Annotated in this window: 7 protein-coding genes; 5 read left to right on the top strand and 2 right to left on the bottom strand. The window is 67.0% G+C overall.

Annotated features, from left to right (window positions below):
- Window positions 1-7 precede the first annotated feature (7 nt).
- Window positions 8-2,026 carry a serine/threonine protein kinase gene (locus tag KEG57_RS00110; RefSeq protein ID WP_272418725.1) on the bottom strand — a complete coding sequence of 673 codons (2,019 nt, stop codon included), beginning with the start codon at window positions 2,024-2,026 and terminating at the stop codon, window positions 8-10.
- A 119-nt stretch (window positions 2,027-2,145) separates the two neighbouring features.
- Between KEG57_RS00110 and KEG57_RS00105 the strand changes: the two genes are divergently transcribed.
- Together KEG57_RS00105 and KEG57_RS00100 are read left to right on the top strand one after the other, a co-directional pair.
- Entirely contained in the window at window positions 2,146-4,551 is a 2,406-nt protein-coding gene (locus tag KEG57_RS00105; protein ID WP_272418726.1) for a PhoX family protein, read from the top strand.
- 4 nt (window positions 4,552-4,555) lie between these two features.
- The gene (locus KEG57_RS00100) at window positions 4,556-6,220 is read left to right on the top strand and encodes an Aq_1262 family (lipo)protein (RefSeq protein WP_272418727.1); all 1,665 of its coding nucleotides are present in this window, start codon (window positions 4,556-4,558) and stop codon (window positions 6,218-6,220) included.
- A 21-nt stretch (window positions 6,221-6,241) separates the two neighbouring features.
- Here the strand turns inward: KEG57_RS00100 and KEG57_RS00095 are convergent, their stop codons facing one another.
- Window positions 6,242-6,898, bottom strand: a complete 657-nt coding sequence (locus tag KEG57_RS00095) for a 2-hydroxychromene-2-carboxylate isomerase (RefSeq protein ID WP_272418728.1) — start codon at window positions 6,896-6,898, stop codon at window positions 6,242-6,244.
- Between the two features lie 633 nt (window positions 6,899-7,531).
- On the opposite strand from KEG57_RS00095, the gene mxcG reads away from it, so the two are divergent.
- From mxcG to mxcH, 3 genes are read left to right on the top strand one after another with little or no spacing between them, the layout of a single operon-like run.
- Window positions 7,532-11,902 (top strand): myxochelin non-ribosomal peptide synthetase MxcG, encoded by a 4,371-nt coding sequence (gene mxcG, locus KEG57_RS00090; RefSeq protein WP_272418729.1) that lies wholly within the window; start codon window positions 7,532-7,534, stop codon window positions 11,900-11,902.
- A gap of 35 nt (window positions 11,903-11,937) precedes the next feature.
- Entirely contained in the window at window positions 11,938-13,257 is a 1,320-nt protein-coding gene (locus tag KEG57_RS00085) for an aspartate aminotransferase family protein (RefSeq protein ID WP_272418730.1), read from the top strand.
- Between the two features lie 7 nt (window positions 13,258-13,264).
- Entirely contained in the window at window positions 13,265-15,820 is a 2,556-nt protein-coding gene (gene mxcH / locus KEG57_RS00080; RefSeq protein WP_272418731.1) for a TonB-dependent siderophore myxochelin receptor MxcH, read from the top strand.
- Window positions 15,821-15,823 lie beyond the last annotated feature (3 nt).

The following is a 15,823-nucleotide window of genomic DNA, read 5'->3' as shown; positions in this document are numbered from 1 at the left end:
GGCTCGATCACCAGGGACTCTGGCCGTCGCCGAGCGCGCGCTTCTTCCCCGTCGTCGTGGCCGTCGGCGCAGCCGTATTGAACGGATCTCCATCCCCGAGCTTCCGCTTGGCGCGTGTGCTGGTTGTCGCGGTGGACGCGGGCGCCGGCGGCGGCGTGGGCGTCGCCGCCGGCTCTTCGGACGGCTTTTCGCCCGTCGCCGTATTGTTTGCCTGAGCTGCGCCGCTCTTCGGCTCCAGCACGAGTTCGATCTTCGCGTCCTTGTCGAAGGTGACGATCTGCGCGGCCGATCGATGATCCCGCGCCTCCGCATGGACGCGGTGGCTCGCTCCATCCGCGGGGAACTTGCCGGTGAACGGGTTCGTCGGCAGATGCGCGCCGTCGAGGAAGAGCTCCGCTTGTGCCGGGATCGCGCGCACCTTGATCTCCACCATCGCCGTCCCTTCGGGCGCGTTTGTCGTGGCAATCGATGCCGTTCCGACGGGCGCGGCCGACGGCGCCGGTTGCGGAGCCGCTTCCGCTTGCGTGCTCTCGGCCAACGGCGCCGCCGCATTCGGGGCCGGCGTCCTCGACTTCATGAACGCGAACGCGCCGATCGCCGCGGCCAGGACGATCGCGGCGCCAATGATCATGCTCCCTCGGTTCGACACGGGGGCCGCCGCCACCTGCATGGTCGTTTCTGGCGGCGCCCCGGGGGGCAAGCTGCTCGGGCCTGGAATACGCGCGTTCGATCCCGTCGCGCCCTTCGGATTCGATCCCGAGCCGTTCATGCTGTGCCGCCCGGAGCCTCCGAGGTTCGGGATACTCAGCGAATCGGGGGCCGCGTCGGGCGGGCCCGCGACGTCGGGGATCGCCAGCCTTTCCCCCGATTGTTGCGCCTTCAGCTTGCTGATCTGCTGGTCGATCACCCTCCGGATGTCGGCCCGTTTGTCCCCGAACGCGCCCGTCACGTAACGACCCACGTCCTCGCTCGAGACGCGCAGGCCGGCTCGATCCAGATACGCGAGGATGTCGGCGCGCATCTCGGACGCCGTCGCGTATCTATCGGCCGGATCTCGGGCCATCGCCTTGGCGCAGATCCGATCGATCTCCTCGGGCGCGTTTGGCTCCACGTCGTGGACGCGGGGATATTCTCCCGTCGCGAGCCTGTGGAGCACCTCGATGTCCGTGGCCTTGTCCCAGAGCTTGCGGCCCGCGGCGATTTCCCAGAGCACGATTCCGAGCACGAAGACGTCGGCGCGCCGATCGAGCGGCTTGCACCGCGCCTGCTCGGGCGCCATGTAGCCGACTTTGCCCTTGACGATGCCGGCGCGTGTCTCGCCCGAGCGCACTTCGGACTTCGCAATGCCGAAATCGAGGATCTTCGTGTGCCCGTCGTACGTCACGAGGACGTTGTGCGGGCTCGCGTCGCGATGGACGATGTGGAGGGGCGTGCCGTCGTAGTCGGTGAGCTCGTGCGCGTAATGCAGGCCCGCGAGCGCGTCCGCCACGATACGATAGAGCAGCCCGGGCGGAGGCGGGTCCTTCTTCGCACGATTGATGATGCGGTTGAACGGCTGGCCCTCGAGGTACTCCATGGCCATGAAGTATTCCCCGTCGGACTCGCTCACCTCGAAGGTCTGCACGACGTTCGGGTGGTTCAGCCGCGCCGCGAGCCGCGCCTCGTCGAGGAACATCTCGACGTGATCGGGATCCTCGACGTAATCGCGCCGGAGCCGCTTCACGACCTGCAGCTTGTTGAAGCCGGCCGGGCCGGGGACGACCGCGAGGTAAACGTCCGCCATTCCGCCGTGACCGAGGCTCGCGATGAACCTGTACTTGCCTATGCTCGAATCGCCGTCGTGATGGGGCAGGGGCGGGGCAGCAGACACGGCGTCATGATCCGCTCGTTCCGGTGACGAAGCAAGCACGATCCCGTGTTTCGCGTTTTTCTTCGCGCTTGCAAACGTGACGAGTGTCACGCCGTGAAAATCGTGGCGCGCGGCGTCGATGTGGTTGTCACACAATCGTAACGAGAACGTCGACAACGTGAAACTTGCGTATGCGTCACGCAATCGTGACAGGCTCCACGCCGCTCCGCAACGGAGACGCGTCACCCTCGCGCGCGACCGTTCCAAGAGGAACGAATCAAGCGAGGTGCTTGCGAATGAAACGAAGGATTGCTGGAGCCGGGCCGCGCCATGTCTTCATGTTCGCGAGCGCCGGTGTGCTGCTCGCCGCAGCGCTCGGGGCCTGCGGGAGCGACGGGAAAGACGGGGCGAATGGTCGGGATGGCCTCGACGGGCAGGACGGGGCGCAAGGGCCGCAGGGCGAAACGGGCCAACAAGGGGAGCAGGGGCCGCAGGGTGATCCCGGGGCGCCCGGGGAGCCGGGGACCCAAGGGCCCGAGGGCAATCCCGGGGCGCCCGGGGAACCCGGTCCGCAGGGACCCGCGGGAGAGCCGGGGATCACGTGGCCGGACCCTTCGCGGCCGCTCTCCGGAATGGTCGCGCTTGCGTTCATGGATGACCTCGGCACGGGCGCGGCGGATCTCGGCCAGTACGTGCGGACGCGCGTGGATCAAGTCGCGAAGGGCACCTTGCCGCCCGGCGTGCAGTTTCCGTTGGCCAATGCGGCGACCGACAGCGTGCGCGCCATTGCGGGCCTCTCGGGCAACGTGGTCGCGACCTGGCTCGATCCCCTCACGTTCGATCAGAGTCACACCGCGCCGCGGTTTGGCGCGAACAACGACTACGTCGCGTTCTTCGGGGACGGCTGGGACGCCGCGGCCGGCGCGGCGCCGCAATGGAACGGCAGCGGGGCCTCCGGCTGGATGTGGGTCAACCACGAATACATCTCGAACACCGCCCCGACGGCGACGACGGCTCCGGTGGGGCAACACCTCACGCTCGCGACCTATCTCCGGTCCATGGGCGTCCTCGAGAATGACGTCACCTCGAACGAATGGTCGGACGCGAGCCGCTCGACGTACGTGCAGGAGGCGAAGCGGCAGAACGGCGGCTCGTGGTTCCACGTGGTGCAGGATCCGGCTTCGGGCGAATGGGAAGTTGATCGCGGTGCGAAGGCGGTGCGGTACGACGCGACGAGCCATACCCTCTTGCGCATCACGGGCATCACGGCGGTCGCCGACGATCACGACGATCAGGGCAATGCATTGCCCTCCGGTGTCGTCAGCGGCATCATGGGAGATTGCTCCGGAGGACAAACGCCCTGGGGCACCGTGATCACCGCGGAGGAGAACGTCCAGGATTTTTATGGTGATCTCGAGGCCTTCTGGACCAGCGAGCAGAAGCTCGTCCTCGGGGCCGGAGCCGATCCGGGGGGGCCGATCACGTTCGAGACGAAGGCAAGCCCGACGAGCGAATATGGGATGTCGCCGGATCCGCTGACGCACCACGCGCGGGATCTGTATGGATACCTCGTGGAGATCGATCCCGGGCAGCCGGAAGGCGAATACGAGGGCAAGACCACGAAAGGCGTGGGGCACAAGAAGCTCGGCGCGATGGGGCGCGCGCGCTGGGAAAACGCGACGTTCGCGGTCGACGCACAGTGGAAGCTCGTGCCGAACCAGCGCATCGTCGTCTATGCCGGGGACGATCGACGGAGCGGCCGCATCTTCAAGTTTGTCTCCAAGAACCCGTACACGGCCGGCATGACGAGGGCGGAGACACGCGCGCTGCTCGACGAGGGCTCGCTTTACGTCGCGCATTTCGCCGGCCTCGACAGCACCACCGGCATCACGATGCTCGCCACGGGGCAGGCGCCGACGGAGTCGCAGCCGGGCACGGGGCAATGGATCCTCCTCAGCACCACGAGCACGGCAATCGCGCCGAACGCGGCCGCGCTGGGCGAGCCCGGCAAGACTGTGGGCGCCGCCCTGATGGACATCGACTACAATGGCCTCGGCGGCTTCCTGAGCGACGACGACGTGCGCCGCGCGCTCTTCACGGCCTGCGCGAAGGTCGGCATCATGGAGCTGAACCGGCCCGAGGACGTCGAATACAACCCGAAGGATCCGAGCGGCACGCCTCGGCTCTACGTGGCCTTCACGAACCACGGCCGCAAGACGCAGCTCGATCAGCAAGGCAAGCTCATTGCGCCCGCGGAGCACGACGCGACCTCGCCGAAGCGCCCCGACGCGCTCGGAAACGTCTTCGCATTCCAGGAGGCGAATCCGGCCGATCCGGGCGCGTCGACGTCCTTCACGTTCTTCCGTGTCTGGGCGGGCACGAAGGCCGCAGGACCGTACGACGCGGCAAACCCGGACAACCTCGTCATCGATCGGGACGGCGGCGTCTGGTTCGGCACGGATGGCAACTTCGGCACGAACAAGACCGCCGACGCCATTTATTTCCTCGACCTCGATCCGGCGCACGCAGCGGGGCAGCCCGGCGTCGTCTCGGCGACGTTTGGCAAGGCGTTCCGCGTCGTCGCCGTGCCGAGCGACGCGGAGGCCACCGGCCCGGCGCTCGGTCCGGACATGCGCACGCTTTTCGTGAGCGTGCAGCATCCCGGCGAGAGCGTATGGAGCGTCTGGCCGAACGGAGGGTAGAGCCATGAAGAGGACGCACGAAGCTCGCCCCGGATCGTGGCTCGCCGTCACGCTTTTGTTGTCCCTGGCGGCGGCGGCTTCGTGCGGCCGCCGCGAAGAGCGCGGCGCCGAGGCCGGATACGACCCGCTCGCTCGCGCCCGCGAGGCCGCGGGGCGCGTGCTGAACCCCGAGGCCTCGGTGCCGCCGCTTTGTTATACCAAGACGAACGGCACCTCGAATCCTTGCTGGGTCTGCCACACGAGCGCCCATGGTCCGAATACACGCTCGGACTGGGAGCTCCAGGCCGAGTATTCGTTTTCCGAGGCGGCCCAGAAGAACCACTACGAAAACCTCTTCGTCGATCGAACGGCCGACATGGCGACCCTTTCGGACGAGGAGATTCTCCGCTACGTCCGCGAGGACAATTATGGTCCGCTTCGGCGCGCACTCGCCGGGGCCCGAGGATTCGAGGGCTACGTGCCGGACCTCGACCTCGAACGTGGCTTCGACGAACAGGGATTCGCCAGGGACGGGAGCGGCTATCGCGCGGTGCGGTACAAGCCCTTCCCCGGCGCGTTCTGGCCGACGAACGGCAGCACCGACGATGTCTTCATCCGTTTGCCCGAGCCCTTTCGACGGGACGTGCAGGGAAACACGTCCCGCGTGATCTACGCGCTCAACCTTTCGCTGCTCGAAGCCGCGATTGCCTCGGATCCCGATGCCCCGACGGATCGAATCGATCGCGAAATCGAACCCGTCGACGAGCGCCTCCTCGGCTTCGACCTCGACGGCGACGGGGCCCTCTCGCCCGGCGTCACGCGCGTGCGGCGCTTGCCGAAGACCTACGCTGGCGGCGCGTCGAACGTCCCACTCGAACGAGGCCTTTATCCGCGCGGCGTCGAGTTCTTGCATTCGGTCCGCTACCTCGACCCCGACGCGCCCGGGTATGCCGCGCGGCGAATGAAAGAACTCCGGTATGCGAAGAAGGTCCTCGCCCCCGATCGATGGGCGCTCCTGCGCGCACAGGAGAAAGAGCAGGACGAAAAGGACGAGGGGCTCCTGCCGGTGTATGCCGGGTCGGCGATGAGCGGCCTTCGGAATGCTTTCGGCTGGCAGCTCCAGGGGTTCCTCGAGGACGAGGCAGGGCGGCTGCGCCTCTCGACGGACGAGGAGCATCGGTTTTGCATGGGCTGCCATTCGAACCTGGGCGTGACGGTCGATCAAACGTTTTCGTTCGCCCGCAAGGTGCCCGGCGAAGCGGGCTGGCGCGTACAAGACCTCCGCGGAATCCCCGACGTTCCGCAACTCGGGCACGCGGAGCCCGAGGTGCTCGTGTATCTCCAGCGCGTCTTTGGCGGCGACGAGCTCCGGGCAAATGACGAAATGACGGCGCGGTTTTTCCCGGGCGGCACGCTCGCCGAGGCCGAGGTGAGGCGTGCGGCCCCCGGCGGCGATCGAGATCTTGCTTTCCTCCTGCTCCCGTCACGCGCGCGTGCGCTCGCCCTCGACAAGGCCTATCGCGTGCTCGTACGCGGGCAGCGCTTCGATCTCGGCCGCGACGCGCTGCCCACGGCCGCGGTGAACGTGCATGCCACCATCACGAATGGCTCGACGGGGCTCGGAGAAGCGAATCGGATTTACAGGGACGGCCGCCTGCGCCTCGATTGGGGGGTGGCCAGGCCCCGGTGAGAAAGGCGCGCCGACCGGTGGCTACACGTTTTTGCGGTCCGCTGCGCGTGGCCGCGCGAGCCGCTCCTCGATTTCGGCCTTGTCGATACGGAGCCCGCCGGTGAGATACGTCTCGAGGAAACCGAGTCGGTCATTGCCCCAGAAGAGCTGATCGTCGACGAGGAACGTGGGGACGCCAAAGACGCCCTCGGCGATGGCCTGTTCGGTGTTCTTGCGGAGGCGCTCCTTCACCACTTTCTCTTCGGTGGCGGCGAGCAGCGCGGACCCGTCGAGGCCTGCGTCATCGGCGATGGCGCGGAGCTCGGCGTCGTTCATCAGGTCGCGCCCATGTTCCCACGTCGCGACAATCAACGCGCCGGCGAGGCTGCGCCGCGCCTCGGGGTCGTCGAGGGCGGCGCACATGCGCTGCGCCTTGAGCGGATTGAATGGATGTGCCGGCGGGCCCGTGTAGGGCCGCTTCAATGTCATGGCCCAGCGCGCGATGTCGTGGAGCATGTGGACGCGCTTCGATGGAATCTCCGCAGGCCCCTTGTTCTCGTTCGCCTGGAGGAGCCCCGCGAACAGCACCGGCTGGAGGTCGAAGCGCGCGCCCGTGCGCGCCTCGACCTCGGGAACCTGGGCCCACGCGAGCCAAACGTACGGGCTGATGACGTCGAAGTAGAACCGGACGGTACGCATGCGGAAAAACGATAGTACGTACCGCTCGGGCTGTCGACGATTCGATGCTCGTCCGGTCGTGAAGCGTCAGCTGCCGCAGACGAGCCAGCCATTCTGATTCGAGATGTCGCCGCGGCAGGCGCGCGCATTCGGCAGACAACTATAGTGAGCGCGACCGTTCCGCGTCCGGCACTGCGAGCACAGATCCCCGTTTCGCTTCCATTTCTAGTCCCAGCACGTGCGCTCGAACGAATGCGTCCTCGCCTCTGCGACCCGCGTCGGTGCCATTCCGACCCCCACGGCCGACAGAGACAGGAGCGCCAGCGTCGTGATCACCTTTTTCATGATTCCCCTCCCTTTTCGGTTGGTCACCCTCTGCATCTCCTTGGGCGAACGACCGGACGGGGCAAGTGGGAGGATCGGGCACCGGTCGCGGACCCAGCCCTCCCTCTTCAACCTTCGTTCTACGCTCCTGTCGTAAATTTCCTTCGTCAACAGATGGATGGTTGTTGAGTTCACGCAATTTGTGGAAGAGATGGTCTTGACTTTGAACATCATTTTCAATAAATCCTGTGGAGCTCATGGTGAAAAGTGTCCGTGCAAACATGTGCAGACGACACGCTCCAACCCGTCTTCCTCCGGGAGGACCGGGCAATGCCTGATTCCCGGAAAGAGCGCTGGCCTCTCTCGGCAGCGCAGCACGGTATCTGGCTGGGCCAGGCGCTCGACCCGGCGAGCCCGCTCTACAACGCCGGCGAATGCATCGAGATTCGTGGAGCCGTCGATCCGGCGATCTTTGAGGCCTCCGTACGCCAGGCGGCCTCCGAGGCCGAGACGCTGCACATGCGGTTTGTCCCGACCGAGGACGGCCCGACGCAGATCCTCGAACCATCCCTCGACTGGCCCATGCATCGAATCGACGTCGGTGCGGAGGCCGATCCATGGGCCTTCGTGCAAACGTGGATGCAGGCGGACCTCGAAAAGACCGTGGATCTCATGCGCGGTCCGCTCTTCACGGAGGCGCTTTTCACGGCCGGGCCCGACCGGACTTACTGGTATCAGCGGGCACACCACATCGCGCTCGACGGTTTTGGATTCTCGCTCATCGCGCGGCGCGTGGCGGAGCTCTATACCGCCCGTATCGATAGCCGCTCCCGCGTCGGCCCGCCGTCCGGCTCGTTGCTCCGGGTCATCGAGGAAGACCGAGCCTACCGCGCGTCGCCCGATTGCGATCGCGACCGTGATTTCTGGCTCCGACGTTTCGCCGATCGCCCCGCGACCGTGAGCTTCGGCGGTCGACCCACCATGGTCTCTCGCCCTGCATTACGAAGGATGACCTCGCTTTCGCCCTCCACGATGGAGCGAATGCAGGCGGCGGCACACCGCGCGGGCGCGAGCTGGCCCGACGTGTTCGTCGCCGCGACGGCGGCGTATGGGCATGGCCTCACCGGCGCGCCGGAGCTCGTCCTCGGTCTCCCCGTCATGGGCCGCCTGGGCTCCGTGGCCGTGCGTATCCCGGGCATGGTGATGAACATCGTGCCCTTGCGCGTCCCGATTCCGAAGGGTGCGAGCCTCTCTGCGCTCGCCCAGCACGTCGCGGGGGAGATGCGCGCGAGCCGGTCCCATCTGCGCTACCGCTATGAGCATCTCCGCCGGGATCTCAAGCTCGTCGGCGGGGAGCGGCGGCTGTTCGGCCCGGTCGTGAACATCATGCCGTTCGATTACGATCTGCGGTTCGGCGGTCACCGCGCGATCGCGCACAACATTTCTGCCGGGCCGGTCGAGGACATCTCGATCAACGTGTACGCGCGCTCGGACGGACGCGGGCCCCGCATCGATTTCGACGCAAATCCGGACTGCTATACCTCTGACGACCTCGCGGCGCACGAGCAGCGATTCCTCGCGTTTCTCGACGCGGCCCTGTCCGCGCCCGCGCAGCCGATCTCCGAAGTCAAAATTCCCGGCTTCGCGGAGCCTGCTCCCTCCGTGGCGATGGATTCGCCCGGCGTCATTCTCGACGGCGGCCCACTTCCTTCCCCCGCGCGTGACGTCGTCGAGCGGATCCTGGAGCACGCGCGCGAGCAGCCCACCGCCATTGCTCTGGAGCACGAATCGCGGCGAATGACGTACGCAGAGCTCGTGCTCGCGGCCCAGAGGCTCGCGGCCCGCCTCGCGGCGCTCGGCGCCAAACCGGGCACGCTCGTCGCGTTGCTCTTGCCTCGCAGCGTGGAGGCCATCACGGCCATTCTCGCCACGTTGTTCTCCGGCGCCGGATACCTGCCGCTCGATCCCCAGGGGCCGAGCAGCAGGACAGCGGCGATCCTCGCGGATGCCGGCCCTACGTTGCTCGTCACGACATCTGCGTACGCCGAGCAAGCGAGGCAAGCGACGCGAGCCCGCGTCGTGGTGCTGGACGAAGAGGTCCTCTCGGACGCACTCGAAGCGCCGATCCGCGAGGGCGACGAGCAGCCGGCGTACGTAATTTACACGTCCGGCTCGACGGGCCGGCCCAATGGCGTCGTGATCAGTCGCGCATCGCTTGCGCATTTCGTGGCCGGCTCTGCTTCACGTTACGGATTCCACCGCGAGGATCGCGTGCTCCAGTTCGCGCCGATGCATTTCGACGCGAGCGTGGAGGAAATTTTTCTCAGCCTGTGCGTGGGCGGTACGCTGGTGCTCCGTACGGACGAAATGTTGCAATCGGTCCTCAGGTTGCTCGACGCTTGCGCCGAGCACGCGATCACCGTGCTGGACCTGCCCACGGCGTTATGGCACGAGGTGGCCTACAGCCTCTCGACCGGCGCGTCGCTTCCACCCAGCGTTCGCATCGTCATCATCGGCGGGGAGGCCGCGCTCCCGGAGCGCGTCGCCCGTTTTCGTCGCGCCGTCGGGCCCGCGGTCCGATTGCTCAATACGTATGGTCCCACGGAGGCGACCGTCGTGGCCACGTGCGCCACGCTGTGCGGCGACGAATCCGTGGCCGAGAGCGCGCAGGAAGTCCCGATTGGCACGCCGCTGCCCGGCGTCTGCGCGGCCGTCCTCGGCGCGGATGGACAGCTCGTCGCGCGAGGCGCCGTGGGGGAGCTGTATCTGATGGGCGAAGGGCTGGCCACGGGGTATCTCGGGCAGCCGGAGCTCTCCGCCGCGCGTTTCCGGATGCTCGAAACGCTGCCCGGACAGCCGCGCGCGTATCGCACCGGAGACCTCGTCCGGCAAAACGAGGCGGGTGAGCTCGTTTTCGTCGGCCGCGTCGACGAGGAGCTCAAGATCAGCGGGCATCGCGTCGATCCGGGCGAAATCGAGACCGTTTTGCTTCGTTTCCCCGGCGTGCGCGAGGTCGCGGTGGTCGGATCCGCTTTGCCAGGTGGTATCAAGCGCCTCGCAGCGCACATCGTGGCCGATACGCCCCCTTCGTCACCGGCCGAGCTCCGCGGCCACGCGCAATCGGCATTGCCTCCCGCCTCCGTCCCTTCGGCCTTTCTGTTCACGGATCGATTGCCGAGGACCAGCACGGGCAAAATCGACCGGGCCGCGCTTCGCGACGCGGCCGCCACCCGCACGGCCACGTCGGCGGCAGCGACGACGGACCTCGAAAAGGTCGTCATGGCGGTCTGGGAGCAAATCCTCGGGGTCTCTGATCTCTCCCTGGAGGACGATTTCTTCGAGCGCGGCGGGCAGTCGCTGCAAACCATTCAGGTCGCCACGCGCCTCGGCCTCACGCTCGGCCGCGAGATCCCCGTGGCGATGGTGTTTCGTCATCCGACGATCGCGGAGCTCTCGCGCGCCCTGGAGCAATCCGCGGGCGTCACGAAGGTCGCCGCGGGGCTCACGGATGCAATGCTCGCCGACGCCGTGCTCCCGGAGGACATCGTCCCGCCCTCGCTTGCGCCCGCGACGTTGCGCCCGTCGCCCCGACAGGTCCTGCTCACCGGCGCGACCGGGTTCGTCGGGGTGCATCTCTTGCATGCGCTCCTTTTGGGGACGGTCGCGCGTGTGGTTTGTCCGGTACGCGCGGCGGACGAGAAGCAAGCGGCCGATCGGCTCCGCGCGGCCCTAGAAAAACAGCGTCTGCCGCTCGAGCATTTCGAGGACAGGGTGGTGGCCATTCCGGCCGACCTCTCGTTGCCCCGCCTCGGGCTGCGGGCCGAGACGTGGGACCGCCTGGCCACGGAATGCGACGTGATCTATCACGACGCCGCGATCGTCAGCCTCGTGCGTGATTACCGCAGCATGCGCGCGGTGAACGTGCTTGGGACACGCGAGGTGCTGAGGCTCGCGGCCGCGGCGCGCCCGAAGCCCGTGCATCACGTGTCGACGCTGGCCGTGGCGCCTTCGATCGCCAGGAGCCCCGAGGTCCCCGAGGCGTTCGTCCCGCCGCACCCGGAGCTTCTGGACGGCTACAAGCAGAGCAAATGGATCGCCGAGCGGCTCGCGGAGCAGGCAAGCGAGCGAGGAGTGCCGGTCGCCGTGTATCGCCTCGGTCGTGTCGTCGGCGCTCCCGATTCCGGGATCGTCAATGAACAGGACCTCGTCTTTCGTCTCCTCCTCGCCGGCATTCCGGCAGGGGTCTTGCCCGACCTCGACGTCGCGGAGACATGGACGCCCGTCGATTACGTGGCGCGCGCGATCGTTGCGCTCTCCCTCACCCGTCCGCAACGTGGCACCGTGTATAACCTCGCTCCCGCGCCCGACGTCCGACTGAGGGACGTGTTCCGCTGGGTACAGGAGTATGGGTATACCGTCGAAACCTGCTCGGTCCCGGCCTTCCGCGCGCGCCTGGGGAGCGGCGCCAGCGCCGCCGAGAGCGCCACGCTCGCCTTCTTCGATCTCCAGGCCGACGCCGGAGATCAACCGCAAAACTTCGGCCTCGGGCGCGTGCGCTGCGACAACGTGATTCGTGGCCTGTCCGACAGCGGAATCGATTGCCCCGCCGTCGATCGTTCGCTCGTGTTTCGTTATCTGGATCATTGCGTCGAGACCGGCAAGCTGCCGCGCCCTTCGAATGGGCGAGCGGGCCGAGCCTGAAGCGACGCCTCCACCCGAACCAAAGGAAATCACCCATGACCTCACGGACCCTTGGTGTAGACGTCGACAGCCGGGAGCGTGGTCTCCCGCGACCCATCGCAGGGGAATGGAAGCTCGATCGATCGAATGCGCTGCTCGCGGAGGCGCGCAGGCTGATCCCCGGCGTCACCCAGTCGCTCATGAAGCGGCCGGAGATGTATGCCCTCGGCTCGTTCCCGGTGTATCTCGAGGGCGGCGAGGGCGCGCTCGTGCGCGACGTCGACGGTAACGAGTACATCGATTACATCTGCGGCCTCGGGGCGAACACGCTCGGGCACAACCACCTCGCCGTCGTCCGCGCCATTCGCGAGAGCCTCGCGAATGGCGTGCTGCATTCGTTGCCGACGGAGATCGAGGTCACGGCCACGCGCACACTCGTCGATCTCATCCCCGGCGCGGAGATGGCCCGCTTCTTCAAGACCGGCGCGGACGCGACCTCGGCGGCGATTCGGCTCGCTCGACACGTGACGGGGCGAGAGAAGGTCGTCACCATCGGCTACAACGGCTGGCACGACCATTTCATGTTCGACACGCCCGGCGTGCCGGCGGTGCTGCGCGACTACACCTATCGCATGCCGCTCATGGCCGAGGCGGAAGAGAAGCCGTTGCTCGACTTGATCGCCGAAAAGGGCTCCGAAATCGCACTGGTGCTGCTCTCGTTGCCCTACAAGCGTGTCGTCTCGGCGGAGTTCTTGCGTACCTTGCGCGAGACCTGCCACGCCCACGGCGTGCTCTTCGTGCTGGACGAGGTCGTGACGGGCTTCCGGCTCGCGCTCGGCGGCGCCCAGGAGTATTACGGAATCGTGGCCGATTTCGTGTGTCTCTCGAAGGGCATCGCGGCGGGCATGCCGCTCTCGGCCATCGCGGGCCCGCGGGAGGTGATGAGCCGCCTCGCGGAGCTGCAGGTATCGACGACGTTCGGCGGCGAGATGCTCTCCCTGGAGGTCTGCAAGGCGGTCCTCGGCGAATACCGGGATACCGATTACATCCAGCGGATCGCCTCGCTCGGCAAGCGGCTTCGCGAAGGCGTCAACGAGAAGGCCACGAAGGTCGGGGCGCCGCTGCGCGTGGTGGGCTACGACGCGATTCCGTTCTTCCTTTTCGCGGACGATCTCGCGACGCACACGAAGTTCGCCGCGCAGTTCGTCGGCGCCATGGCGAGGCGCGGCGTTCTCCTGCGCCGTGACGTGAGCTTCATCTCGGGCGTGCACACGCAGGCGCAGATCGATTTCACGATCGAGGCGGCGCACGACGCGCTCGTCGAGATGGCGAAGCACGGCGCATTCGAGGGAAGCCTGGCCGGCGCGAGGTCCTGAATCTCTGATGGTTCGTACGCGCCGTTTTTCGTGCACCGGATGGGCCGGGGGCCTGGCCCTCGTCCTCTCGGTTTGTCCGACCGCCCTCGCGCAGGACGCGGAGCCGAGTGGCCCTTCGCCTGCGCAGACGAGCGCGACGACCGAGCGCACGGTGCACCCGCCCGAGCTCATCGAGGCGGTCGAGGCGGCGTATCCGGCGGAAGCACGCGCTGCCCGGCGGGAAGGCCGCGTGGTGCTGAAGCTCCGCATCGACGTCGCGGGGCGTGTCACGAAGGCCGAGGTCGTGGAGCCGGGCGGAAACGGGTTTGACGAGGCCGCACAGGAGGCGGCGCTGCAATTCCGTTTCACGCCAGCTCGTCGGGGAGACAAGGCCGTCGCGGCGATCATCCTCTACGCTTACGAATTCAGGTTGCCGCCAGAGTCAGCCCCGCCCCCGGAGGCGCAGTCCGCCATAACCCCGGCCGCGAGCGAGCCCGGGCCCGAGCCGGCGGCGCCTGCAGCGCAGGCCATGGTCGGTCCTGCCAAACCATCGATCGACGTCACGGTCCGCGGCGCGTCCGAAGGCGATCGACTCCGCCGGTCCGCGCAGGCGGTCCAGGTCATCGAGACCGAGGAAGCGCAGCGACGAACCGCGGACCTCGGCGAGGTGCTGGCGCGCTCCGAGGGCGTGGGGGTGCGCCGGGAAGGTGGGCTCGGATCGAACGCGCGCCTCTCGCTCAATGGTCTCACGGGCGATCAGATCCGCTTCTTTTTGGACGGTGTGCCCCTCGATCTCGCCGGGTATGCGCACGGGATCACCAATGTCCCGGTGAACCTCGTGGAGCGCATCGAGGTCTACCGCGGCGTCGTCCCCGTGCGTTTCGGCGCCGATGCACTCGGCGGCGCGGTGAACCTCGTGACCGATGCGGACGTCCGCGGCACCCACGCCTCGGCGTCCTATCAGGTCGGGTCCTTCAAGACGTACCGATTGACGCTGAGCGCTCGGCATCTGCACGAGCCCACCGGGTTTTTCGCTCGCGTGAATGGGTTCTATGATTACACCCGAAACGATTACCCGATCGACGTCGAGGTCTTCGACGAGCAAGGCCGCCTCTCGCCGGCCCGCGTTCATCGGTTCCACGACGGCTACCGCGCCGGCGGCGGGAGCGTCGAGGTGGGGTTCGTCGGGCGTCCGCGGGCGGAGAAGCTCCTGCTGCGCGCTTTCTACACCGAACACCGGAGGGATGTTCAACACAACGCCCTCATGTCCGTTCCTTATGGCGCGGTGACCTACGGCAAGCAATCGGCGGGCGCACACCTGCGATATGCGAATCCTTTCTCCCGGAGGACGCGGTTCGACGCGGTGGCCGGGTACACGTACACGCACAGGGAATTCCAGGATCTCTCCACGTGTCGTTACGACTGGTTCGGCCGTTGCGTTTTCGAGCTCCCGCAACGCGGTGAGATCGAGGCCCGCGCGATCGATCAGGCCATCGAGCAACACAATGTCTTCGCCCGCCTCAACCTGGTGTGGAACCCAGCGCCCTGGCATTCGCTCCGGTTCGGGCTCTCGCCCACCTATGCCATCCGGACGGGGAAGGACCATGCCATTCCCGCGGACGAATACGACCCGCTCACCGCGCAGCGGGCGCTCCTGAGCAGCGTGGTCGGCGCCGAATACGAGGCGCGCCCGTTTGCGGGAAAACTCGCGAACATCGCGTTCGCCAAGGCATATGTGCAGATGGCCCGGACGAAGGAGCAATTGCCGAACGGGAATCTCCGCGATCTCGACCGAACGACCCAGCGCGGGGGGATCGGCGACAGCCTGCGATTCCGCTTCACCGAAGCGTTTTACGCCAAGGCATCGTACGAGTACGCGACCCGTCTGCCCAACCCCGAGGAGATGTTCGGCAATGGCGCGCTCATCATCGAGAACCTGCACCTCGAGCCGGAGGCGAGCCACAACGTGAACCTCGGCCTGACCCTGGAGCGCGCCGAGACCGCCGCCGGCCTCTTTCGGTTCAACGTGAACGGCTTCGGGCGCTTCGCGGAGAACCTCATCGTCCTGCTCAGCAACGGCAATTATTTTCAGCACGAAAACGTCCTCTCGGCTCGGTCGGTCGGCGTCGAGGCGTCCCTCGGATGGACGTCCCCGGGAGATTGGGTCGCGCTCGACGGATACGCCACCTGGCATGATTTCCGCAACACCGCGAGCGAAGGCGCATTCGGCAAATTCGAGGGGGATCGTATCCCGAACCGCCCTTACCTGTTCGCCGGCGCGAGCGCTCGCGTGCAAGGTTCCGATTTGCTCCGTCCGCGCGACGTCCTTTCGCTCACGTGGCAGGCGCGCTACGTCGAGGCCTACTTCCGCGGCTGGGAGAGCATCGGGGCCATCGATTCCAAGCTCGTCATTCCCTCGCAGCTCGTCCACGCGCTCGCGCTCACGTACTCCATGAAGCACGGCGACGGGTCCGTCAGCGGGACCCTCGAGGTGCAGAACCTGACGGATGAAAAAGTCTTCGATTCGTTCGGGGTCCAGCAACCGGGGCGAGCGGCGAACGCCAAGCTCGTTCTCGAGCTCTGACCC

Source organism: Polyangium jinanense (assembly GCF_028435365.1).
This window is presented reverse-complemented; position numbering and strand designations above follow the sequence as displayed.

Bases quoted from the DNA above. Each gene is read 5' to 3' on its own strand.
- KEG57_RS00105 (WP_272418726.1), top strand. From the start codon at position 2,146: ATGAAACGAAGGATTGCTGGAGCCGGGCCGCGCCATGTCTTCATGTTC.
- KEG57_RS00100 (WP_272418727.1), top strand. From the start codon at position 4,556: ATGAAGAGGACGCACGAAGCTCGCCCCGGATCGTGGCTCGCCGTCACG.
- KEG57_RS00095 (WP_272418728.1), bottom strand. From the start codon at position 6,898: ATGCGTACCGTCCGGTTCTACTTCGACGTCATCAGCCCGTACGTTTGG.
- mxcG (WP_272418729.1), top strand. From the start codon at position 7,532: ATGCCTGATTCCCGGAAAGAGCGCTGGCCTCTCTCGGCAGCGCAGCAC.
- KEG57_RS00085 (WP_272418730.1), top strand. From the start codon at position 11,938: ATGACCTCACGGACCCTTGGTGTAGACGTCGACAGCCGGGAGCGTGGT.
- mxcH (WP_272418731.1), top strand. From the start codon at position 13,265: ATGGTTCGTACGCGCCGTTTTTCGTGCACCGGATGGGCCGGGGGCCTG.